This is a genomic window from Sorangium sp. So ce426, from assembly GCF_051475585.1.
In the GTDB taxonomy this organism is placed as follows: domain Bacteria; phylum Myxococcota_A; class Polyangia; order Polyangiales; family Polyangiaceae; genus Sorangium; species Sorangium cellulosum_B.
Genome location: NZ_CP150341.1, coordinates 1,308,566 through 1,330,637, shown reverse-complemented (window position 1 = coordinate 1,330,637; position 22,072 = coordinate 1,308,566). Strand labels below are relative to the sequence as shown.

Annotated in this window: 16 protein-coding genes; 12 read left to right on the top strand and 4 right to left on the bottom strand. The window is 70.8% G+C overall.

Features of this window, described 5'->3' with window-relative positions; translation table 11 throughout:
• The first annotated feature begins 55 nt into the window (after positions 1–55).
• Positions 56–2,344, top strand: a complete 2,289-nt coding sequence (locus WMF44_RS04920) for a D-alanine--D-alanine ligase family protein (protein ID WP_437297954.1) — start codon at positions 56–58, stop codon at positions 2,342–2,344.
• A complete protein-coding gene (locus WMF44_RS04915) occupies positions 2,341–3,543 on the top strand; it encodes a P1 family peptidase (protein WP_437297953.1) in 1,203 nt (400 codons plus the stop codon). Before WMF44_RS04920 ends, WMF44_RS04915 begins: the two co-directional genes overlap by 4 nt.
• A 161-nt stretch (positions 3,544–3,704) precedes the next feature.
• Here WMF44_RS04915 and WMF44_RS04910 read toward each other — a convergent pair whose 3' ends face one another.
• Together WMF44_RS04910 and WMF44_RS04905 are read right to left on the bottom strand one after the other, a co-directional pair.
• Positions 3,705–4,082, bottom strand: coding sequence for an STAS/SEC14 domain-containing protein (locus tag WMF44_RS04910; RefSeq protein WP_272100194.1), 378 nt, complete (start codon positions 4,080–4,082; stop codon positions 3,705–3,707).
• A 153-nt stretch (positions 4,083–4,235) separates the two neighbouring features.
• Positions 4,236–5,471 (bottom strand): glycosyltransferase, encoded by a 1,236-nt coding sequence (locus WMF44_RS04905; protein ID WP_437301530.1) that lies wholly within the window; start codon positions 5,469–5,471, stop codon positions 4,236–4,238.
• A 185-nt stretch (positions 5,472–5,656) separates the two neighbouring features.
• Between WMF44_RS04905 and WMF44_RS04900 the strand changes: the two genes are divergently transcribed.
• The 5 genes from WMF44_RS04900 to WMF44_RS04880 all read left to right on the top strand — a co-directional run bounded on the left by WMF44_RS04900 (position 5,657) and on the right by WMF44_RS04880 (position 12,821).
• Positions 5,657–6,745: a Gfo/Idh/MocA family protein gene (locus tag WMF44_RS04900; RefSeq protein WP_437297952.1), complete on the top strand. Its 1,089-nt coding sequence runs from the start codon at positions 5,657–5,659 to the stop codon at positions 6,743–6,745.
• Positions 6,742–7,752: an NAD-dependent epimerase/dehydratase family protein gene (locus WMF44_RS04895; RefSeq protein WP_437297951.1), complete on the top strand. Its 1,011-nt coding sequence runs from the start codon at positions 6,742–6,744 to the stop codon at positions 7,750–7,752. The genes WMF44_RS04900 and WMF44_RS04895 overlap by 4 nt, the downstream gene beginning before the upstream one ends.
• Entirely contained in the window at positions 7,749–10,214 is a 2,466-nt protein-coding gene (locus WMF44_RS04890; RefSeq protein ID WP_437297950.1) for a hypothetical protein, read from the top strand. The genes WMF44_RS04895 and WMF44_RS04890 overlap by 4 nt, the downstream gene beginning before the upstream one ends.
• Before the next feature lie 148 nt (positions 10,215–10,362).
• Positions 10,363–11,328 carry a hypothetical protein gene (locus WMF44_RS04885; RefSeq protein WP_437297949.1) on the top strand — a complete coding sequence of 322 codons (966 nt, stop codon included), beginning with the start codon at positions 10,363–10,365 and terminating at the stop codon, positions 11,326–11,328.
• A gap of 116 nt (positions 11,329–11,444) precedes the next feature.
• Positions 11,445–12,821, top strand: a complete 1,377-nt coding sequence (locus tag WMF44_RS04880; RefSeq protein ID WP_437297948.1) for an O-antigen ligase family protein — start codon at positions 11,445–11,447, stop codon at positions 12,819–12,821.
• A gap of 66 nt (positions 12,822–12,887) precedes the next feature.
• Here WMF44_RS04880 and WMF44_RS04875 read toward each other — a convergent pair whose 3' ends face one another.
• Complete coding sequence (locus WMF44_RS04875; protein WP_012233516.1) at positions 12,888–13,619, bottom strand: sugar transferase; 732 nt, start codon at positions 13,617–13,619, stop codon at positions 12,888–12,890.
• A gap of 92 nt (positions 13,620–13,711) precedes the next feature.
• On the opposite strand from WMF44_RS04875, the gene WMF44_RS04870 reads away from it, so the two are divergent.
• From WMF44_RS04870 to WMF44_RS04850, 5 genes are all read left to right on the top strand, one after another.
• Entirely contained in the window at positions 13,712–14,272 is a 561-nt protein-coding gene (locus WMF44_RS04870; protein ID WP_437297947.1) for an ATP-binding protein, read from the top strand.
• Entirely contained in the window at positions 14,269–14,568 is a 300-nt protein-coding gene (locus WMF44_RS04865; RefSeq protein ID WP_012233514.1) for an STAS domain-containing protein, read from the top strand. Before WMF44_RS04870 ends, WMF44_RS04865 begins: the two co-directional genes overlap by 4 nt.
• A 328-nt stretch (positions 14,569–14,896) precedes the next feature.
• Positions 14,897–16,456, top strand: coding sequence for a GumC family protein (locus WMF44_RS04860; protein WP_437297946.1), 1,560 nt, complete (start codon positions 14,897–14,899; stop codon positions 16,454–16,456).
• Positions 16,449–18,332, top strand: coding sequence for a hypothetical protein (locus WMF44_RS04855; RefSeq protein ID WP_437297945.1), 1,884 nt, complete (start codon positions 16,449–16,451; stop codon positions 18,330–18,332). The genes WMF44_RS04860 and WMF44_RS04855 overlap by 8 nt, the downstream gene beginning before the upstream one ends.
• Before the next feature lie 88 nt (positions 18,333–18,420).
• The gene (locus tag WMF44_RS04850) at positions 18,421–19,833 is read left to right on the top strand and encodes a hypothetical protein (RefSeq protein WP_437297944.1); all 1,413 of its coding nucleotides are present in this window, start codon (positions 18,421–18,423) and stop codon (positions 19,831–19,833) included.
• Between the two features lie 112 nt (positions 19,834–19,945).
• On the opposite strand, the gene WMF44_RS04845 is transcribed toward WMF44_RS04850, so the two are convergent.
• A complete protein-coding gene (locus WMF44_RS04845; protein ID WP_044963983.1) occupies positions 19,946–21,640 on the bottom strand; it encodes a SpoIIE family protein phosphatase in 1,695 nt (564 codons plus the stop codon).
• Positions 21,641–22,072 lie beyond the last annotated feature (432 nt).

Here is a 22,072-nt window from a genome sequence, read left to right as displayed (position 1 = left end):
GCCTCCGGCAGAGCACCGGGGAGCCGCGGCCCGGACGACCGGCACAGGAGAGACCATGCGCATCGCGCTCACGCACAACCTGAAGATCACGGGCTCCGCCGAGGAAGCCGAGTTCGACAGCCCGGAGACGATCGCCGCCATCGCCGGCGCGCTCGAGCGAGCCGGGCACGAGGTGGAGCGGATCGAGGTCAGCGGCCCGGCCTCCCGGGTCCTCGCCCGGCTCGAGGCGCTCCAGCCGGACCTCATCTTCAACACGGCCGAGGGCCACAAGGGCAAGACGCGCGAGGCGTTCTATCCGTCGCTCTTCGACGAGCTCGGCATCCCGTACACCGGCTCCGACGCCTACACGCTGAACGTCGCGCTCGACAAGTCGCTCACGAAGCGCGTCCTCGCGAGCTACGGCGTCGCCACCCCGCGCGCCCGCCTCGTCAACCGGACCACCCTGGACAGCGGCGCGCTCGACGACATGAGCTTCCCCGTCATCGTGAAGCCGAATTTCGAGGGCTCCTCCAAGGGCATCTTCCGGGAGTGGAGCGTCTGCGAGGACGCGCACCACCTCGCCGAGGTCGTCGAGCGGCAGCTCGCGCGCTTCGAGGCGGGCCTGCTCGTCGAGCACTACATCGCCGGCATCGACGTCGCGTGCGCCTTCGTCGACGGCCTCAAGGAGGCGAACGGCGCGCGCTCGAGCGGCACCGGCATCCCCGAGGGCGTCCTCACCCCGGTCGAGTTCGTGATCGATCCCCAGGTGCCGGGCAGCTACAACGTGTACGACTTCGACCTGAAGCACGCGAAGCCCGAGCAGGTCACGCGCCGGCCCGCGCAGCTGCCCGCGGCCACGATCGAGCGCATCCGGGCCATCACGGCGCGCGTCGTGCGCGCCCTGGACCTCAAGGATCACGCCCGCTGCGAGTTCCGGGTCACGCCGTCCGCCTCGCGCAGCCAGGGCCACGACGTCCACTTCCTCGAGGTCGACGGGCTGCCCACCCTCCAGCCGGGCGCCAGCGTCTTCGTCGCGGCGGCGCAGCGCGGCGTCGACTTCGACGGCGTGATCCGCGCCATCGTGAGGAGCGCCTGCAAGCGGCGGGGGCTGCTGCCGCTCCTGGAGAGCAACCAGCCGCGGCGGGCGAAGCGGACCGCGCTCCGCGTCGGCTTCACCTACAACATGAAGCGGAGCGACACGGCCGCGGCCGACAAGGCGGGCCCCGGCGCGATGCACGACCTGGAGGCCGAGTTCGACTCGCCGCGCACGATCCAGGCGATCGCGAGCGCCATCGAGAGCTACGGCCACACCGTGGTCCCGCTCGAGGCGATCCCGGACCTGCCGCGCGCGCTCGCGGCTTCCGGGGTCGACGTCGTCTTCAACATCGCCGAGGGGCTCCGCGGCCGCGGCCGCGAGGCGCAGGTGCCGGCGCTCTGCGAGCTGCTCGGCATCCCGTACAGCGGCTCGGACGCGACGACGCTCTCGCTCGCCCTCGACAAGGGCCTCACGAAGCAGATCCTGCGGGCGGCCGGCATCGAGACGGCCGAATGGCAGGTGGTCACGACCGGACGCGAGAAGCTGAAGCCGTTCCGGTACCCGGTGATCGTGAAGCCCAACGCCGAGGGGACCTCGAAGGGGATCACCTCCGCGTCCGTCGTCAAGGACGAGGCCGCCGCGCGCGCCGCGGCGAAGCAGCTGGTCGATCGCTACCACCAGCCGGCCCTCATCGAGGAGTACATCACGGGCCGCGAGTTCACCGTGGGCCTGCTCGGGGAGCGGCGGCCGAAGGTGCTGCCGCCGATGGAGGTCGTCTTCGTCGACCCGCCCACCTACCCCGTCTACGGCTACGAGGAGAAGCAAACGGACACGCCGCGCGTGCGCTTCGAGTGCCCCGCGCAGCTCACGCCGTCGGAGCTCCGCCGCATCGAGAAGGTCGTGCGCGACACGTTCGCGGCCCTCGGGTGCCGCGACGTGGCCAGGGTCGATCTGCGCATGGCGAAGGACGGCAGGGTGTACGTCATCGAGATCAACCCGCTGCCCGGCCTGACGCCCGACTTCAGCGATCTCTGCGTGATCGCGAAGGTGGCGGGGATGGATTACCGGACGCTGATCGGCGAGATCCTGGCCGGCTGCCTCAAGCGCTACCGCGAGGCCCGCGCCGCGTCGCCGCGGGCCGCGTTCGCCGCGGCGGTGCCTGCGCCGGGCGCCGCCGCGCCGGCCGCCAGCGCGGCGGTCGCCTCGCCGGCCGCCGACCCGGGCGCCGCGCCCACCCCGGCGCTCGCCGGGCCCGCGCCGCTCCCGGCGGAGGCCGCGCCCCTCTCCGACACGGTCTCCGTCGCGAGCGGCGAGGTCGCCGGCCCATGAGCGCGCCCTCGACCGCGCTCAGGCGCCCTCGGCTGCGCGATCTCGGCGTCGCGATCGGCCGCTTTCCGACCGGTCCGGAGAACGCGATCACGGACGTCCCTGGGGTGCGGGTCCACCACGTGACCAAGATCGAGGGCGAAGGCGAGCTCGTCCCCGGCCTCGGTCCGGTGCGCACGGGCGTGACCGCGGTCGTCCCGGCCGACGGCGACGTCTTCCTCGATCGGGTGTTCACCGCGAGCTACGTGCTCAACGGCGCGGGCGAGGTGACCGGCCTCTCGCAGATCAACGAGTGGGGCCTCTGCGAGACGCCGATCCTGCTCTGCAGCACGCTCTGCGTCGGCCGCGTCCTCGACGCGACCGTCGCGTGGCTCTCGCGCAAGCACCCCAAGATCGGCAAGGACTACGACGTCGTGATCCCGGTCGTCGCCGAGTGCGACGACAGCTTCCTCAACGACGCCGTGGGGCGCCACGTGGCGCAGGCCGACGTCGACGAGGCGATCGACAACGCCCGGGGTGGCCCCGTGGCCGAGGGGTGCGTCGGCGCCGGCACGGGCATGCAGACGTTCCACTTCGCGGGCGGGATCGGCACCTCGAGCCGGTCGGTCCCCGTCGGCGGGGTCGACGCCCTCGTGGGGGCGCTCGTGCTGTCGAACTTCGGTGATCGCGAGCTGCTCCGCGTCGATGGGGTCCCGGTCGGGCGGCTCATCAGCGACCGCTTCAACCACGTCCCGCGGCGGGGCCCCGCCGGCTCGATCATCGTGCTCGTCGCCACCGACGCCCCGCTCATCCACCGCCAGCTCGCGCGCCTCGCGCGGCGCGCCGCGCTCGCGATCGGCCGGACCGGCGGGTATGCGGCCAACAACTCGGGCGAGATCGTCCTCGCGTGGAGCACCGCGAACCGGGTGCCTCGCGTCGCCACCGAGCAGTGGAGCGCCCCCCGGTCGAGCCGCTCGCTCAGCGTGCACCCGCTCGCGCCGGGCCGGCACATGGCCGAGCTCGTCCTCGACACCGAGGTCGACGCGCTCTACGAGGCCACCGTCGACGTGGTGGAAGAGGCGATCCTCAACGCGATGTTCGGCGGCGTCGAGATGACCGGCCACAGCGGACACCACGCGCCGGCCCTGCCGCTGGACGCCGTCGCCGAGATCCTGAAGCAGTACCGCCCCCCGCACCCCTCCGACCCGCCCCCCCTCTTCTAGCGCCCCCCCGCCCCCTTCTCTTTGGCAAAAGCCCCGCCGAGCGGCGGTCACCCGCACAGGAGACGGGCCCAGATCGGCGTTTTCGGCGCGGAAGCGCACTCAGGTGCGCTGAGCACCGAAAACGTCGAGATGGGCCCGTATCCGAAGCGGGTGCCCGCCGCTCATTCCGGATCGCCGTGGAGGAGCCACTCGTGGGCTGCGTCCTCGTCCCAGAAGCGCCGGAGGACCTTGTCCGTGCCGCTCTCGCGCGCCACGCGGTTCAGCTGGAGCGCGACGATGTCGCTCTCGATGATCTCGGCGACGCGCATCACCCCGAGCTCCAGGCCGAACTCCTGGACGGCGCGGATCTTCTCCGCCACATCGGGGGACATCGGCCTGAACCCGCGGACATCGGCCTTGATCTTGATCTCCCGGCCCTGGAGGCTCTCGCACGCCTTCCTCAGCTCGCTGACGAAGTTCTCCATCTCCTCGAGGCGGACACGCCCCTCGAGGACGAAATCCACCATGGCGATGATCCGGTCGACTTTGATCTCGAACACGTTGAGAGACCTCCTGCCAGTTCCCGAAGGGGCGGGATGGGGCCGCGTGATCATACCCCGGATCGCGCGAGGACGCGCCTAGGGATCGCGACGCTCACGCGGCAGCGACGCTGGCCGTCGGCCGTCGGAAGCTCGGGCTGGGGTCGCCGCCCTTCACGCCGCGCGCGGCTCGCCGACGCGCGACTTGCCCTGTCCGCGCCGCACGGCGATCGCCTGCTCGTAGATGGTCTCGTACCGCGAGAGCAGCGTGGGCCACTGCCGCTCCTCGAGGATCCACGCCCGCGCGTTCTTGCCGACCTGCTCGAGGCGCGCCGGGTCCTTGAGCGCCTCCACACACCGCTTCGTGAGATCGGCGCTGTCGCCCGCCTTGAAGACGAACCCGGTCTCGCCATAACGGACGAGCTCCCCCATGGCCGCGACGTCGCTCACCATCACGGGCCGGGCCATGGACATCGCCTCGAGCGGCTTCAGCGGCGTCGTGAGCTCGGTCGTCCGGGTCCGGATGCGGGGATACACGAGCAGGCTCGCCATCGCGTAGATGTTGAACACCTCGTCGTGCGGCACCCGCCCGGTGAAGGTCACCTTGGACTCCACCCCTCGCTCGCGGGCGAACGCCTTGAGCTCCATCTCCTGGCCGCCGGCCCCGGTGATCACGACGTGCGCGTCCGGGATCTCCCGCGCGATGTCGCCGATCGCCGCGATGAGCGTCTGGAGCCCCTCGTACGGCTGGAAGGTGCCGACGTAGCCGATGAGCTTCTTCCCGGCGAGCCCGAAGCGCTCCCAGGCGCCGGGCGGGGCCTCCCGCGGCGCGAACTTGTCCGAGTCGACGCCGTTGCCCACGACGTGGAGCGCGTCCGTGCTGCGCACCCGCGGCGCGACAGCGCCCTTCAGCGCCTCGCAGATCGTCACCGTCGCGTCAGCGTACTTGTAGACGATCGTCTCGAGGCCGGCCGAGATCTTGTAAGGAGCCGAGTCCTCTTTGAATTTGCCCCGGTCGACGGAGGCGTTCTCCCAGAGGTCGCGCACCTCGTAGACGAGCGGCAGCCCGAAGCGGCGCGCCGCCGCGAGCGCCGGCAGCCCGACGAGCATCGGCGAGTGCGCGTGCACGAGATCGGGCTGAAACTCCCGGATCGCGTCCTCGACGCGCGCCTCCAGCGCCCGCACGAGCTGGAGCTCCCTGACCAGCGGCAGCTTCTTGCCGGTAGGCTCGCGCGTCCGCCAGTACGAGATGCCGCCGATCTCGTCCTTCAGCGCATCCCCGGACCCCTGCTGCGCCGACGACACCACCGCCGGCCGCATCCCGTGCTCGGCCTGGTGCTTGATGATGTAGTCGCTGCGGATCGTGTACCCCGCAATGACAGGCAGCGACGTATGAAGAACATGGAGCACGCGCAAGAATCACCACCCTTCTTTATGCTGCGCCGCGCAGCCTACCCGAGGCCGCCGCGACCGTCATCAAGCTCCTCCACGCGCGTGGATGCGCGTGGACGCGCGCGCCGCGGCGTCCGCGCTGACCGCGGGCCAGCCGAGAGCCTAGCTCTCGGCAGCCACGTTGCGGTACGCTCCGCCGCCGCATGACCCTCAAAATCGCGATCGTCGGCTGCGGCAAGATCGCCGACGGCCACATAGAAGAGATCCAGAAGATGCCGGAGCGGGCTCGGGTCGTCGCCGTATGCGACCTGGAGCTCCTGATGGCCGAGCAGATCGCGGTGCGCTACGGCATCCCGAGCCACTACGACTCGTTCGACCGGTTGCTCGACGTCGAGAAGCCCGACGTCGTCCACATCACCACCCCTCCGCAGTCGCACCTGTTCCTCGCCCGGCGCGCCATCGAGGCGGGCGCCCACGTCTACGTGGAGAAGCCGACTGCGCTGAACCTCGCGGACGTGCGGCGCCTCATCGAGCTCTGCACCGCCGCCGGGAAGAAGATGACCGTCGGCTGGGAGTACCAGTTCGATCCCCCGGCCGTCGAGATGCGCAGGCTCGTCGGCGACGGCGTGATCGGCGATCCCGTCCACGTGGAGAGCTGCTTCGGCTACAACCTCGCCGGCCCCTTCGGCGCGGCGCTCCTCGGCGACGGCTCGCACTGGGTCCATCGCCTCCCGGGCAAGCTGTTCCACAACAACGTCGATCACCTCCTGAACAAGATCGTCGAGTTCGTGGACGACGAGCAGCCGAAGGTCACCGCGACCGCCTACGCGCTCCGGGAGAAGCGGTTCGGCGACTCGCGCGACGACATGCTCGACGAGCTCCGCGTCACGGTGCAGGGCGCGCGCGTCAGCGCCTACGGGACCTTCTCGTCGCACGCGCGGCCGCCCGGGCACTTCCTCCGCGTCTACGGCACGAAGAACACGCTCCACGTCGACTTCGCGAGCCGCACGGTCACCCTCGACGCGTCGCCGAAGCTGCCGAGCGCCATCGGGCGCGTCGTCCCGGCCTTCGATCAGGCCCTCTCGTACCTCCGCGAGGGGGGCAAGAACGTGGTGCGGTTCGCCCGCAGCGATTTCCACTTCTTCTCGGGGCTGAACCGCCTGATCGGCCTCTTCTACGACAGCATCACGCGGGGCGCGGAGCTGCCCATCTCGTACCGGGACATGATCCGGGTCGCGTGGATGATGGATGAGATCTTCCGGCAGGTCCCGCAGGAGAAGGCGCGCACATGAAAGTCCTTGTCACCGGCTCGAACGGCTTCCTCGGATCGGCCCTCGTCGACCGGCTGCTCGCCCACGGCGAGACCGATCTCCGCTGCCTCGTCCGCCCCGCGAGCAACCGCTCGCGGCTCGACGAGATCGAGAAGCGGCGGGGCGTCCCCCTCGAGATCGCGGTGGGCTCCCTCGCCACGAAGGAGGCCGCCGAGCGCGCGGTCGAGGGCGTGGACGTCGTCTACCACGTGGCCGCGGCCATGGGCGGCGCGCCCGCGGACATGTTCCTGAGCACCGTCGTCGCCTCGAAGAACCTGCTCGAGGCGCTCGTCCACACCGGCCGATCGCCGCGCGTCGTCCTGATCAGCTCCTTCGGCGTCTACGGCGTCGCCGACCTCCCGCGGGGGTACATCGTCGACGAGAACACGCCCCTGGAGACGCGGCCCGCGCAGCGCGATCTCTACTCGCAGGCGAAGCTCCGGCAGGAGAAGCTCTTCTGGGAGTACCAGGGGCGCTACGGCTTCCCGCTGACGGTGCTCCGCCCCGGCGTCATCTACGGCCCCGGCGGCAACGCCTTCTCCAGCCGCGTCGGGATGAGCCTCTTCGGTGTGTTCCTGCACCTCGGCGGCCGCAACGTCCTGCCGCTGTCGTACGTCGAGAACTGCGCGGAGGCGATCGCCGTCGCCGGCCGGAGCGACGTCGCGCGGGGGCAGGTCTACAACGTCCACGACGACGACCTGCCCACGGCCGACGTCTACCTCGCCCGCTACAAGCGCGAGGTGAAGCCGATCCGCTCGCTCACGGTGCCCTACTTCGCCCTCACCGGGATATCGAAGCTCGTCGAGCGCTACCACGCCTACTCGAAGGGACAGCTGCCGGCCATCTTCACGCCCTACAAGAGCGCGACCTCGTGGAAAGGGAACCGGTTCGACAACACGAAGCTGAAGGCCCTCGGGTGGAAGCAGCTGGTCTCCACGGAAGAGGGCCTCCAGCGGACGTTCACGTACCTCAAGGAACGCGCGACATGACGGGTCGGCCGTCGCTCGCGTCGCTCGGGCTGGCGCTCGGCCTCGCGGGTCTGCTCGCCGGCTGCGAGCGGCGGCAGACCCCGGGGCCGCCGCCGGTCCACAGCGGCGAGGGCACCCAGTCCGCCACCGCCGCCCTCGCGGTCACGGCGCCGCGCTTCGACGGGCCGCCCGCGCCGCCGGCCACGCCGGCCAAGGGGCACCCCCGGCTCTGGGTGCGCGCGGCCGACCTGCCGAAGCTCCGGGCGCGCGCCACGCAGGCGAACCCCCTGTTCAAGGAGCTCGCCGCCGTGACGGCCGAGGCCGCGGCGGCGATGGACAAGGGCAACATCCCCTCCGAGGGCGACTGCACCCACGCCCGCATCTACTGCGAGGCGCACGCGGAGCTGTTCGCCTTCATGTCGCTCGTCTCGAGCGACGAGGCGGCCCGCAACGACCACGCCGCCCGCGCGCGCAAGATCCTGCTCTATATCGTCGATCGCGTGAACAAGGGCGATCCGCAGGATCCCTTCGTCCGCAGGTTCTCGACCGGCGACCGCGCCCGCTGGGCCGGCGAGTCGTTCGGCCTCACGGTCGACTGGATCTACGGGTACCTCTCGGCCCAGGACAAGGCGGCGATACGGCCCGTCTTCCTCCGCTGGGCGGAGGAGCAGCTGAAGTCGTCGACGACGAGCCACGATCACCCCGAGCCCGTGGGCAAGCTGAACGACCCGGCGATGCTGAAGGAGCCGAAGAAGCGCAGGTACGCCGTGAACAACTACTTCACGTCGCACATGCGCAACCTGACGCTCCTGTCGCTCGCCTTCGACGAGGCCGACGATCCGCCGGATCCGAAGCCGAGCGGCACCTACCCGCGGCTCAGGGACTACTTCGCCAACGTCACCGGGGCGTGGCTCTACATGACCGACAGCGTCCTGCGGAACGACGCGCGCGGCGGCGCGCCGCCGGAGGGCTTCCAGTACGGCCCCGCGACGCTGGCCTACGTGAGCGAGACGCTGCTCGCCATCCAGACGGCCGGCGAGGCCGATCCGGCGAAGTGGGGCCCGCAGGTGCACCTCGACGGCAACCCGTTCTGGCACGAGTTCATCCCGGCCCACCTCCACAGCCTGAGCCCCGCCACGCCGGCGGGCCGGCTCGGGCCGACCCACGAGGCCGCGTGGACGGGCGACGGGGAGCGCTACGAGTACACGGATCACATCGACCCGTTCACGGCGCTCGGCCTCCACGCCGAGAACAGCGGCAACGCCGAGCGCCTGAACGCGCTCCGCTGGATGGCCATCCACGCCGGCCCGGGCGGCGCCGCCGCCCTCGCGCGGCGCGCCCGCTCGCAGCTCGGCCAGGTCCACAAGCGCCACTCGATCATGTACTTCCTGCTGCTCGATCCGGCGATCACCCCGACCGACCCGCGCCCCTCCACCCCGCTCACGCACTACGGCCCCGGCCTCGGCCAGGTCTTCGCGAGGACGAGCTGGGGGCCCGAGGCCGCGTGGCTCCAGTTCCAGCTCGGCTGGGAGCAGATCGACCACCAGCACGGCGACGGCCTCAGCTTCGGCTTCTACCGCGGCGGCGAGTGGCTCACGAAGGAGCGCGTCGGGTACGGCGCCTTCATGGCGAACTCCGAGCAGCACAACACCCTCACGGTCGAGAACGACAGGAACCGCCGCCACGACGACCCGAACCGCGGCGAGCTCTGGCGGCGCGGGTCGCAGTGGCCGCTCGTGCACACGGGCGATCCCAGGGTGCTCGCGAAGAGCTTCGCCGAGGACCACGTCTACGTCCTCGGCGACGCGACCCCGCTCTACAACTCCGAGTACGAGAACATCCGCGACGTCACGCACGTCAGCCGCGCGCTCGTGTGGCTCAAGCCCGACCACCTCGTGCTCTACGACCGCGCCGCCACGGGCAAGGAGGGGCGCTTCAAGCGCTTCTTCATGCAGACGCCGAGCGCGGCGCAGGTCGCGGGGAAGCTCGCGACGGCCACGACAGCGAAGGGGCAGAAGCTCTTCGTGACCACGGTCCTGCCGGAGAGCGCCGTCATGGTGGCCGAGCCGTACAAGCCGACGGGCACCTGGGACACCAAGCCGGCCGAGAACGAGCCGATGCTCGCGACCCTGCGGGTCGAGCCGCCGGCCCCGATGCCGAAGGAGACGCGCTTCCTGCACGTGCTCCAGGGCGCGGCCGGCAACGCGACGGCGGATCCGGTGACGCTCGTGCGCACGAAGCGCGGGACGCCGTTCGCTGGCGCGGCGGTGAAGGGCACCCTGGTCCTGTTCCCTGTCGAGCTCGGCGCTGTGTCCGAGGTGCATTTCACCTCGCTCCCTGGGGTGACGAAGCACGTCGTCACAGGGCTCTCCCCCGGCGCCTCCTACGAGGTGATCAGGAAGCCCGCGGGCGGCGGCGACGAGATCACGATCCGCGCCGGCTCGACCGCCAAGGCCGACGAAGGCGGCGTCCTCACCTTCTGAGCGCCGTGTCGCAAGCGGTAAACGGTAAACGGCAAACGGTGAAGGGCAAACGGCAAATGCGACGATGACGCCCTCCGCGCCCGCTTGTCCTCCGCGTGGCGCGCTGCAATAATCCATTCTCCTTGCCCACGTCCTGTACGGAGATGCCATGAGCAAGAAGCGACTCGTCTCTGCCGGCGCATTCCTCGTCGCGCTGGGCGCCCTGTTCATCCCCATCGAGGGCACGGCGCCGGCCGCGACCGGCCCCATCGCGAAGGCCGGCTCGCTCGATCTGTCCGGCTTCGCGAGCACCCGGCCCGATACCCCGCTGGATCTCCTGTTCATCCATCACTCGTGCGGCGGCCAGCTCCTCACGGAGACGGGCGCCGAGAAGGAGAAGGCGTCGTGCGTGTACGAGGCGCACCCGAACGGAGGCGGGCTCAAGAAGAAGCTCACGGAGCAGGGCTACCGCGTCCACGAGGCCTCCTACGGCAGCGAGATCGGCGAGAACACCGACCTCTTCGACTGGGCGCCCAAGTTCCGCGACAAGATGGACAAGGTGCTCCGGGTCGCGCTGAACGACCAGATGCACCCGGACGGCGTGGTGAACCGGATCGTCGTCTTCAAGTCCTGTTATCCCAACAACCGCTTCGTCGGCGAGGGCTCCGCCCCTGGCAACCCGGCCGGCCCGGACCTGACCGTCTGGAACGCGAAGGCCACGCTGACGTCCATCCTGCCCGACCTCGCGAAGCGGAAGGACACGCTGTTCGTCTACGTCACCGCCCCCGCCAACATCCTCAAACGCTCGAAGGAGCCCGCCTGGAAGTGGACCGCGAAGCGGCTCCTCGGGAAGCCCTCCGACGCCGAGATCGCGCAGCGCCAGGCGGATCTCGCCCGCTCGTTCAACAACTGGGTCAAGTCGCCCGACGGCTGGCTCAGCGGCTATCCGGAGAAGAACGTCGTCGTCTTCGACTACTACGACGTGCTCACGAACAAGGGCGAGTCCAACTTCTCCCTGCACGGCTCGGAGGGGAACACCGACCACCACCCCTCGAGCGCGGGCAACGCGAGGGCAGCGGATGAGTTCGTCCCGTTTTTGAACCAGGCCGTGCGCCGCGTGGGCCTCAGCACGTAGCGTCGAGGGCCCGGAAACCACGCCGGAGGGAGCGAGCGCAAGTCGCTTGACGCGAGCCGCGATCCTCCGGAACGTCCCCCACCACCCGAACGGCGTCTCCGCCGAGGACCCTCGACATGCTCGCGCTCCCCGGGGTCATCCTTCTCATCGTCTTCATCTACGGCAGGCCTCAGGAGTGGGACGAGCGCTTCGAGAGCCTGCCGTTTTTGTACCTCTGGCTCGCCCTCGCCTTCATGGGCATGGGCCTCGATCTCGCCATGGGCAAGGTCAGGCTGAAGGCGACCCCGCAGCTCCGGTGGGCCATCGTCGTTTACTCCTGGTGCGTGCTCACGCTGGGCTTCCGGAACCCTGGCGAGTTCTCCGAGGGCTTCGTCTCGATCAGCGTGACGTTCGTCCTCTTCTTCCTGATCGGGCACAGCCCCGACGGCTTCAAGGGGTTCCAGAAGCTCGCCGCCACGGTGCTCATCATGGGCCTCTTCGTGGCGGGCGTCGCGATCCACCAGGGGTTCTCCTCGTGGCAGTGCCTGGCGATGACGCAGACCATCGGAGGCTCGCGCGGCGAGGCCGGCATCCCCGACGGCCGGTCCTGCGAGAGACGCGTGGACTGCCGCGAGGGGCCGGGCGCCGATCCCGAGGTCGAGTACCTGTGCGAGCGCGTCGGCCTCTTCAAGACGACGACGATCAACGGCCGCGTGCGCTGGCGCGGCGTGCTCCAGGATCCGAACGAGCTCGCGCTCACGGCGGGCATCGTGCTGCCGTTCAGCTTCGCGATGTTCGAGCAGAAGCGCTCCTTCACGCGCGCGCTCATGGTCTTCGGCTCGCTCCTCCTGATCGCGACCGCGATCATCCTCACGCAGTCCCGGGGCGGCCAGCTCGTCTTCGCGACGGTGCTGGGCGTCTACTTCGTCAAGAAGTACGGCGTCCGCGGCGCGATCTTCGGCGCGATCTGCGCGGCGCCGCTCATGCTGCTCGGCGGCCGCGGCGGCGGCGAGGCGGATGAGTCAGCGAACGAGCGCACGGAGATCCTGGGCGAGGGCCTGAACATCTACCGGATGTTCCCGCTGATGGGCGCGGGCTTCCGCCAGTTCACGGAGCACCACTGGCTCACCGCGCACAACGCGTACCTCCTCGCGCTCTCGGAGCTCGGTCCGCTCGGGATGTTCGCGTGGACGGCGATGATCTACCTCACCCTCAAGATCTCGCTTGTCGCGCTCAAGCGGTACGAGCACGGCGCCCAGTTCGCGGCGATCCGCGCCTGGTCCATGGCGATCATGGCCGGGTTCTGCGGGATGATGGTCGGGATCTTCTTTCTCTCGTTCACCTACCACTACGTGCTCTGGATCTACTTCGGCCTGGCGGGGGCGCTGTATTCCGCCATCAGGAGCGTCGATCCGAACTTCTCGATCCGGCTCGAGAAGCGCGACGTCTACCGGCTCATCCTGGCCGATCTCGCCCTGGTGCTCGTGATCGTCGTGCTCAGCAAGAGGGCCTAGCAGCGCCGCGGGGAGCGCCCCCGGTTCAGCGGAGACAGCGCCGGGGTCCGGAGGCGCGGCGCCCGCTCAGCGCCCGAGGCCGAGGACCATCACGAGCGGCGTCTTCACGATGATCGAGAGCTCCATCTGCAGGAACGTCGAGAGCTTCTCGAGCGACGCGGCGTACGCGAGATCGAAGAGCAGCTTCATCCGCATGTCGTCGGCCTCGGCCCCCTCCGCCTCCTCGAGGCCGAACGGGTTCGTCAGCGTCGCCTCGAACGCGGCGACCTCGCTCTCCGCCGGGGCGCGTCCGGTGTACCCGAGCGACACCTGCGCGAGCCCCGTGATGCCCGGCTTGATGTCGCGCATCCGCTCCTCGAAGAAGGGAATGGCGAGCGCGAGGTTGACCAGCAGCTCGGGGCGCTCGGGGCGCGGCCCCACGATGCTCATGTCGCCCATGAGCACGCTCCAGAACTGCGGGATCTCATCGAGGCGCGTCTTGCGCAGGAAGCGGCCGACCCGGGTGATGCGCGGATCGTCCTGCTGGGCGAGCACGGCCCCCGTCAATTTCTCGGCATCCACGCGCATGGAACGAAACTTGCGCATGTGGAATTCGACGAAGCGCGGGTAGGCCACGCCGTCCCGCACCTCCGTGCCGATGAGCATCCCGGCACGGCGCTGCATGTAGAAGATCGGCCCGGGCGACTCGAGGTAGATGGCCGCGCCGATGAGAGGGTAGAGCGGGAGGGTCAGCGTGAGACCCACGAGCGAGCCCGCGATGTCGATCGCACGTTTCGCTACACGAACGCCAGGTGTCACTGTTTACCTTGTGGCTCCCATAGTCGAGAACGTGGTAGGGTACAAGCTCGGATGGAGGTTTGGGCGTGATCCGACTCCGCGTACCAGGTTCGTTGACCTATCGCCACCTCGCCCTCCGCGTGGTGGCGGCCGCATGCAAGATGGCCGCGCCGGGGAGGGTCGAGGGCGGGTCGCCCGGCCTCACCCAGGAGGATTTCGAGGACCAGACCGTCTCGGCGTTCGGCGAGGCGTTCAACAACATCGCGATTCACGGATACCGCGCTGGCCCGCCGGGCGACGTCGATATCGAGATCGAATCCGACGCGGACGGCATTATCATCCGCTTGATGGACACGGGCTGCAGCTTCGATCCCGCGGCCATCGACAACCCTCCCATCGACGACCTCCCCGAGTCCGGGATGGGGCTCTTCATCATCAAGTCGTTCATGGATGAGGTCGATTACTGTCCCGGCAGTCCGAATGTCCTCCGTCTCGTGAAACGGAGGGAGGGCAGCTCGTGTATTGCCGGCGACGGGGGTGAGGGCAGCAGCGAACAAGAGCATTCCGACCCCGATTTCGCCGGGGCGACAGGGCATCGGACGAGCAGTTTTCGAATGCGGAGCGTCTCCCGTTCGGGCGCGACCCGCGCCGCAGGGGGAATCAAAATCCAATGAGCTATACGCGGACCGATAACGGCAGTGAGACGGTCGTGCAGTTCGAGGGGACCCTCGACGCAGTGACCGCACCGGAGTTCAGGACATTGGTGGACGAGCTGGTGGCCGAGAACCGGCAGAACATCACGCTCGAGCTCTCGTCCCTCCGGCTGATCGACAGCTCGGGCGTCGGCGTCATCGTCTCGCTGTTCAAGCGGGTACGGGCCAACGGCGGCCAGGTGCGCATCGTCGGGCTGAGGGATCAGCCGCGCGCGATCTTCCGCCTGCTGCGCCTCGATCGGGTGTTCCCCACGTGACGCTCGGTGGCGGCGCGCGCGCCGCCACCCCGGCCCCCGGCCCACCCGTCGACAACGGCTGCGGCGGCAGCGCCGCGCGGCAGGTGCCGCGCGGACGGCGCTGAGCGGCTGGAGTCGCCCGGACGGTGCCCTCCGTCGCCGCGGCGCTGGTTCCGCGTGCTGCGCGTACTGGGGCCGTGTTAGGCGTGGGGTTGCGCGGCGGGCAACGCCGAGTGCAACAAGCTGGCGCTCGCGCGGCGCACGTCTACCATAGGCAACCAGCCTGCCAGACCGGGGTGCGCGTTCTCCGGACCGGGCGGAGCAAGGCAACCTTCCAGGAGCGGGGACCATGGACAAGAAGATGAACCAGCAGCTCTCCGGGCCTACCCCGCCCCAGGAGGCGCTCGGGGCGATCCCCGCCGACGCGGCGGCGCGGCCTGCAGCAGGTCCGCAGCCGCCCAGCGTCAGCGCGATGATCAACCGGACGCTGGCGCACTGGTACGTGGCGGTGCTGGTGGCGATCGCGGGGCTCGGGTTCACGGTGCTCGTCGTGCAGTCGAGGAAGCCCGCGTACCGCTCCGAGACCGTGATCTTCTACCGCGAGGGCGTCAAGGCGACGTACCTCGGGCCCGACGGCCCCGACCCGCTCCGCACCCTCTCGGCGCGGCTCAAGGAGACGCTGCTCGCGCGCTCCAACCTCGAGAAGGTCGTGACGGAGTTCAACCTCTTCCCCGAGGTCCTCGAGAAGCGGGGCATGGTCGACGCGGTCGATCGGCTCCGCGCCAAGATCACCTTCAAGGCCCGCTCGCAGGACACCTTCGCGATCTCGGCCGAAGGAGCGACGCGCGAGCAGGCGCAGGAGGTGACGCAGCGGCTCGCGGACATCCTCGTCGAGGAGACGACCCGCATGCGCAGGTCGCAGGCGAAGCTGACGAACGAGTTCCTCGACGCCGAGCTGAAGCGCGCCGAGCAGGACGTCGAGAAGGCCGAGACCGAGCTCGCGGCGTTCCTGGCCGAGCACCCCGAGTTCGCCGCCGAGCAGAACTCGCCCGGCGGCGCGCAGGGCGGCGCCGCCATCCGCGAGCGGGAGCGGCGCGCCACCGGGACCGACCCGACCCTCGAGGCGCTCGAGCGGCAGGTGCCCCGCCTGCGCAGCCGGCTCACCGGCAAGCCGGAGCAGCCGGCGGCGAGCGCCGCCGGGGTGCCCTCCCCCGCGCTCACCCGGCAGCGGGATCAGGCCGAGCAAGAGCTCGCCACCGCGCGGCGGGATCTGGCCGACAAGCAGTCCCGATTCACCGAGCAGCACCCCGACGTCCGGGCGGCGGTGGCCCGCGTGACCAACGCCGAGGCGGCGCTGCGGCGCGCCGAGCAGGCGCTCATCCTGCCGCCGGAGCCGGTGGTGGAGGTCCCCGCGACCGACGAGGCCGAGAAGGCGAAGATCAAGGCCCAGCTCGCCGCTCTCGAGCGGGAGATCGCGGCGCGCAGGGGCGCGAAGAAGGGCAACGCGGCCGACGCGAGCGAGGCGGCGAAGCAGATCATCAACACCGAGACCGACTGGTCGCGGCTCAGCCGCGAGAAGGCGCGCGCGCAGCAGCGCCTCTCCGACCTCGAGGGCAAGTCGTTCCGCGCGGAGATCGCCGCGAGCTCGGAGCAGGGCGGCTACTCGGCGCAGATCGAGGTGCTCGACCCGGCGTACCGGCCGAGCGCGCCGTCGAGCCCGTCGCGGATGATCATCGCCATCGGCGGGCTGTTCCTGTCCGTTGCGGCCGGCATCGCGGCCGCCGCGGCGCGTGGCATCGTGTTCGACGATCGGGTTTACGACATGGAAGATATCGATCGAATGGCGCTCGCTCCGGTGCTCGTCGTCGTGCCGCCCGCCGCGCGCGCGCCCCGAGGGCGCCGTGGCTGAGACAGGCGGAGCTGAGCCGGGAAAGCCCCCGCCGGTCGCTTCCCTCGAGCGCGCGCTCGATCAGGTCTGCGACTTCCTGAGTCGCGCGGAGCAGACCGCGCGGGTCCGCGCCCTCGTCATCGAGGCGCGCCGGCTCCGCAACGTGGTCGGCAACTGGCGCTCGATCGCGCCCGATCCGGACGTGCGCGAGGAGATGATCGCCCGCGTCTTGCGCCTCGCGAACGACGCGGAGGACGTGGTCTCGGCGGAGCGCCCGAGCTCCAGCCAGGACGACCCGAGCGCCGCGTTCGACTCGCCGACCATCCGGCAAGATCTGCCCCCCTTGCCGCAGCACCCGCAGGCGATGGGGCTGCGCCTCGGCGCCGCGCAGGCGCCGGGCGTTCACCCCGGCGCGCAGCAGCCGCTCAGGGGGCCGTCGCCGGCGACGGCGCTCTTCCTCGGGGGTCCCGCGGCGGACCACGGCGAGCACCGCGGGCATCCGGGCACCGCGACGGTGCTCGGCATGCCCTCGCCGGCGCTGCCGCCCGGCCCCGAGCGGCAAGGCTCATCCCCCGCGATCGCGCGTGTCGTCGATCTGAGCGCGACGCTGAGCAGCCCTGGGCTCGTGTCGAGCGGCGGGAGGCCGGGCAGCTCGCCGGCGCTGCCGGTGCCGATCGAGCGGGTCATCGCCTCGCCATCGCGCGACGTGGGGGTCCGGGACGCGTCGGCGCCCCCCGGGGGAGCGCCGTCCCTCGATCGATCGTTCGGCGGCGCGTTCCCCTCGCCTCCTTCGCTCGTCTTCGATCGCGTGGTGCCGCCCGCGACGCGCGAGGTGACGGTGCGCGAGGTGCCGCAGCCGCATCAGCAGCAGCCGCCGCCGTATCAGCAGCCGCCGCCGTATCAGCAGCCGCCGCCCGAGCGGCCGATCGAGCGCTCGCTCACCAGCACGTTCAACTCGCCGCCCTCCCTGATCTTCAACCGCGTGGTGTCGACCCCGGCGCACCAGGCCGTGGACGCGAAGCTGCAGTCGCTGGATCCGACGTTCGAGGAGCCGCCGTCGCTGCACATCGAGCAGCTGCGCTCCCTGCCCACCTCACCGGAGAACGCCGGGTTGCTCCCGGAGGAGTCGCCGCGCGGCCCGGGCGAGCTCACCGTGCGCCCCGTGCCGATGCCGGACGCCGTGGATCCGAACATCGTGATGCTCCGCGCGCCCTACTCGCCCCAGGCCGACGCGTACCGGACGCTCCGGCGCAAGCTGCCGACGGGCGCGGGGATCACCATCGCCGTGACGAGCGCGGGGCCCGGCGAGGGCAAGACGTCGTGCGCCATCAACCTCGCGCTCGCCCTCCGCGAGACCGTCCGCGGGAAGATCCTCCTCGTCGAGGCGAACATCCGCAAGCCCGGCATCGCGAAGGCGCTGCGGTTCGAGCCCCCGAGCTGCTTCACGGAGCAGCTCCAGCGCCACGTCAACGACCGGTTCGCGCCCTGGGTCGTCGTCGATCAGGCGGCGCCCGCCGTGACGCCCGGCGACGACGGCAGCGAGTCGTCGTCGGACAGGAACGCCGCGCCGATGGGCGGCAGGTCGCCCGACGCGAGGCTCGCCCTCCAGACGCCCGTCCACATCCTGGCCGTCGATCCGCGCACGGAGCGGCCGCCGATCTTCGACGGGGTGGCGTTCTCGACCGCGATCGAGAGCCTCAAGCGCGCGGGCTACGCGTACATCATCATCGACACGCCGCCGGTGCTCGGCAGCATGGACCTGAACGTCATCGGCGACTCCGTGGACGGCGTGGTCCTGACCTCGCTGGTCAAGAAGTCGACCCGCAAGGCGATCCGCCAGGCCATCGAGCAGCTCCGGCCGGCGCCCATCCTCGGTGTCGTCCTGCTCGACGCCTGAACGGCCGGCGCGCGGCGCTGGCCTCCTTGCGCCGAAAGGTCGGGGAGGCATAGCCGAGCGCCGGCTCCATTGTTACCTTGCAGCCCTCATGCGCACCGGACGAGGTATTGCGGTCGCGGCCTTCGGCTGCGCGATCCTCACCCACCACGCCGCCCGGGCGCAGGACGCAACCCTCCACGGCGTCTTCACCGGGTCGATCGGCGTCACCGACAACGTGACCTCCGCGGCCGAGGCCGAGGCCGAGCCCTCGGCCGGTCCCGAGGCCGACGGCCTCGCGACCGTGAGCCCCGGCCTGATCTTCACCTACACGACACCGCGGACCGCGCAGACGCTGTCCTACACGTTCTCGACGAGCCTCTTCTTCCGGCACGCGGAGGCGAGCTCGTACTCGAACGTGGCCGCGTGGACCGGCCGCTTCGTCACGTCGCCGAGGACCTCGCTGACGCTCGGGGCGTCCGGGTCGCAGGGCCAGCTCAACACGTTCCAGCTCGAGCAGACGCCGGGGACCACGACGCTCCAGGGCAACGCGGGCGGGACGACGAACTTCGTGCAGGGGTCGTTCAACGAGGGGTTCTCGTTCCAGCCCTCGCCGGTCTGGTCGCTCGGGCAGGCGGCGACGTTCGCCGTCTACAACCCGCTCCTGGATCACCCGCAGCGCACGTACAGCGTGACGAACACGCTGAACGCGAACCGAAGCTTCCGTCACGACGTCGCGGCCCTCGCGCTCTCGGTCGGCTACACCCATTTCGACAACGTTCCGGTCACCGACACCGATCCCACGACCGAGGACACGTACACGTCGCGCGACCAGCTCATCAGCACGCTCGTGGCGAGCTGGCAGCATGACCTCGGGCGTCGCTTCTCGAGCCAGCTCGATCTCGGCGGGGTCGTCGCGACGGACCTGGCGGGCGGCGCCGGGTCGCTCGCGCGCCCGAGCGGGCTCGCGGCGCTGCGCTACTTGCACGAGCGGGGCGACGCGGCCGAGCTCGCGTACACCTACGCGGCCACGCCGAACGTCTTCCTGCAGCAGATCCAGCTCTCCCACATGCTGACGCTCCGCGCCGCCGTGCCCATCCGCCCCGCCTGGCACCTGTCGGTCGAGGGCTCGGCCAGCGCGCAGCTCTCGCAGCCTCTCGAGACGAACGCGGAGGGGGATCTCGACACGGGGCCGACGACGCTCGCGGTGCTCACCGACGTCGGGCTGCTCTGGAGCCCCGTCATCGTCATCCCCGACTTCGCGCTCGCGCTCCGGTACCAGCACGCGAACCAGCGCGTCGAGGCGAGGACGGCGGCGCTCCCCGACACGCGCGTCGTCCGCAACACGCTCCTCCTGTCCGTGTCGGGCGCGTTCCCGCGCCAGATGGCGCCGGGCTCGCGCATCTCGATGACCCAGCCGTTCGGCTCTGCAGGCCCCTCCGGCACGCCGCGCCAGCAGACGCCGAGCGAGCCGCTGGAGGACGAGGCGCCGGCGTCCGCTGGCGCTGGCGACGCCGCTCGCTGAACGCGACGGGGCGCGCTCCCCAGCGGCGGCCAGAACGCCGCCCTTGGCGCGCCCCGCTCGCGCCCGGAGCGCGCTCAGGTGCTCCGCCCGGAGGCCGCCGCCTGGGGCGCGCTCAGGTGCGCCGCGCGAGGAGGAAGGCCCTGTCGTCCTCGGGCAGCTGGTCGCCGCGGAACTCCTCGAGCATGTGCGTGAGCTTGTCGGCGATCGACGCGACAGGGCGGCCAGCGCTCGTGGCGCAGAGCTTGGCGAAGCCCGTGCCGAGCGCGTGCAGGCCGAGCATCTGCTTCGACGAGTTGCGCAGCTCGGTGAGCCCGTCGGTGTACATCGCGAGCACCTCGCCCGGCGCGAGCACGCTCTGGTGCGCCTCCATCGGCACCGGGCCGACCCCGAGCGCCGGGTTGACGGCCGCCTGGAGGTGCCGCAGGCCGCCCTCCGCGGTCGCCACGAGCGCCGGCGGGTGCCCTGCGTTGACGCACTCCATGCGGCCCGTCGCGGGGTCGAGGGCGACGGCCACCATCGTGACGAACGAGTGCTCCGGCAGGTACTCGCAGAGGTAGGCGTTCAGCCGGTCCATCATGCCCGTGATCCCGCGGCCGGCGTCGACCGTCGCGCGCACCATCGTGTGGACGCTCGATCCGATGAGCGCGGCCTGGAGCCCCTTGCCGCACACGTCCGCCACGGCGAGCATGAGGCGGCCGTCGGGCATCGGGACGATGTCCACGTAGTCGCCCCCGACCCACCGGCACGGCTCGAAGCCGAGCGCCACGTCCAGCGCCTTGAACTCCAGCCGCTTCGGGACGAAGGTCCGCTGGATCTGGTGCGCCATCTCGAGCTCGCGCTCGATCGCCGCGTGCGCCTGCGCGTGGCGCCGCGCCTCCCAGGCCGACTCGGCCTGCTGATACACCTCCGCCGCGAGCGCGATGAGCCCGAGCCACTCGACGCTGCCGAAGTCGGGCGGCAGGGTCACGTAGAGCAGGTTCATCATCTGCTCCTCGACGCGCAGCGGACAGGCCACGACCCAGAGGGCCATGACGTCGCGCGACATCGTGAGCTCGACCGTGGCGCTGTCGCTCACCAGGTTGCCGGCGAGCACCGGCTCGCGCGTGTCCTGCACCGCCGCGAGCACGCGGCGCGAGATGTACGGCGGGGCGACGGAGTCCTCGCGCCGGAGCGACTGGAACGGGCGGTGCGGCCCGGACAGGATCGTCAGCGCGCCGTTCTGCCGGAGCCGCAGCGCGAGCGCCATGCTGCCGTGGAAGTCCTCGCGGACCATCAGCTGGCAGAGCGCGTCGAACCGATCCGTCGCGTCCTCGATGCTGAGGAGCCGCCGCGACAGGTCCATCAGGGTGAACAGGTGCTTCGCCGCGATCCGCGGCGGGTCGAGCTCGCCGAGCTTGCGGATCGCGGTCGGTTTGTCCTCCTCGAAATGGAGGCCGCCCGGGTCGATCGGCACGCGAGGGGCCCGCGCCGTGAGCTGGAACTCGAGGATGTAGTCGCCGATCCCGATGCGATCGCCCGGCTTCAGCACCTTCTCGTTGATCCGCTCGTCGTTGACGAGCGTTCCGTTGGTGCTGCCGAGGTCGCGGATCCACCACCGGCCGAACGGATCGCAGAAGAGCTCCGCGTGGCGCCGGGAGACCGTGTAGTGGTCGAGCGTGAGCTGAACGCCCGGCGCCCTGCCGATGACGATGTGGGACTCCGTCAGCGGCCGTCGCGTCCCCGGGAGATCGCCGAGCCGGATCTCCAGGTGGCCCTTCCAATCCGAGCTCGACGGCGCAGGGCCCAGGCTGTCATCTGCAGGCGACATCGTTCGACCTGGCCCGACCATGGGCGGCGGCGTGGACATGGACCGTCTTTGATGGGTACCGAACCGGCGCCCTGACATCAAGGGGATGCTCGCGATTTCGCGAGCTCGGCAAGAGCTGCATCGGTCACCGGGTTACCGGGTTACCGGGTTACGTCGTTACGGGGTTACAGGGTCACGAGGATACGTGGTGACGAGGATACGCGGATACAAGGTGACGCGGCTACGAGGTCGCGAGGACACGCGGAGCCCCTCGCGGTTGCCGAGGAGTCACCCAGGAGCTCCGCCGTGGCGCCCGCGCCGCGGCGTGGGCGCCACGGCGATGCCCGCGGCGCGCCGCCCACAGCGCGGGAATTGAGCGACACGCCGCGGGGCCCGCGGCGACGCGGCAAGGACGCCGCCCCGCTGGATGCCTGGTCACCAGGACCGCCGCGC

Bases quoted from the DNA above. Each gene is read 5' to 3' on its own strand.
- WMF44_RS04890 (WP_437297950.1), top strand. From the start codon at position 7,749: ATGACGGGTCGGCCGTCGCTCGCGTCGCTCGGGCTGGCGCTCGGCCTC.
- WMF44_RS04860 (WP_437297946.1), top strand. From the start codon at position 14,897: ATGGACAAGAAGATGAACCAGCAGCTCTCCGGGCCTACCCCGCCCCAG.
- WMF44_RS04915 (WP_437297953.1), top strand. From the start codon at position 2,341: ATGAGCGCGCCCTCGACCGCGCTCAGGCGCCCTCGGCTGCGCGATCTC.
- WMF44_RS04920 (WP_437297954.1), top strand. From the start codon at position 56: ATGCGCATCGCGCTCACGCACAACCTGAAGATCACGGGCTCCGCCGAG.
- WMF44_RS04900 (WP_437297952.1), top strand. From the start codon at position 5,657: ATGACCCTCAAAATCGCGATCGTCGGCTGCGGCAAGATCGCCGACGGC.
- WMF44_RS04845 (WP_044963983.1), bottom strand. From the start codon at position 21,640: ATGTCGCCTGCAGATGACAGCCTGGGCCCTGCGCCGTCGAGCTCGGAT.
- WMF44_RS04880 (WP_437297948.1), top strand. From the start codon at position 11,445: ATGCTCGCGCTCCCCGGGGTCATCCTTCTCATCGTCTTCATCTACGGC.
- WMF44_RS04865 (WP_012233514.1), top strand. From the start codon at position 14,269: ATGAGCTATACGCGGACCGATAACGGCAGTGAGACGGTCGTGCAGTTC.
- WMF44_RS04850 (WP_437297944.1), top strand. From the start codon at position 18,421: ATGCGCACCGGACGAGGTATTGCGGTCGCGGCCTTCGGCTGCGCGATC.
- WMF44_RS04885 (WP_437297949.1), top strand. From the start codon at position 10,363: ATGAGCAAGAAGCGACTCGTCTCTGCCGGCGCATTCCTCGTCGCGCTG.
- WMF44_RS04895 (WP_437297951.1), top strand. From the start codon at position 6,742: ATGAAAGTCCTTGTCACCGGCTCGAACGGCTTCCTCGGATCGGCCCTC.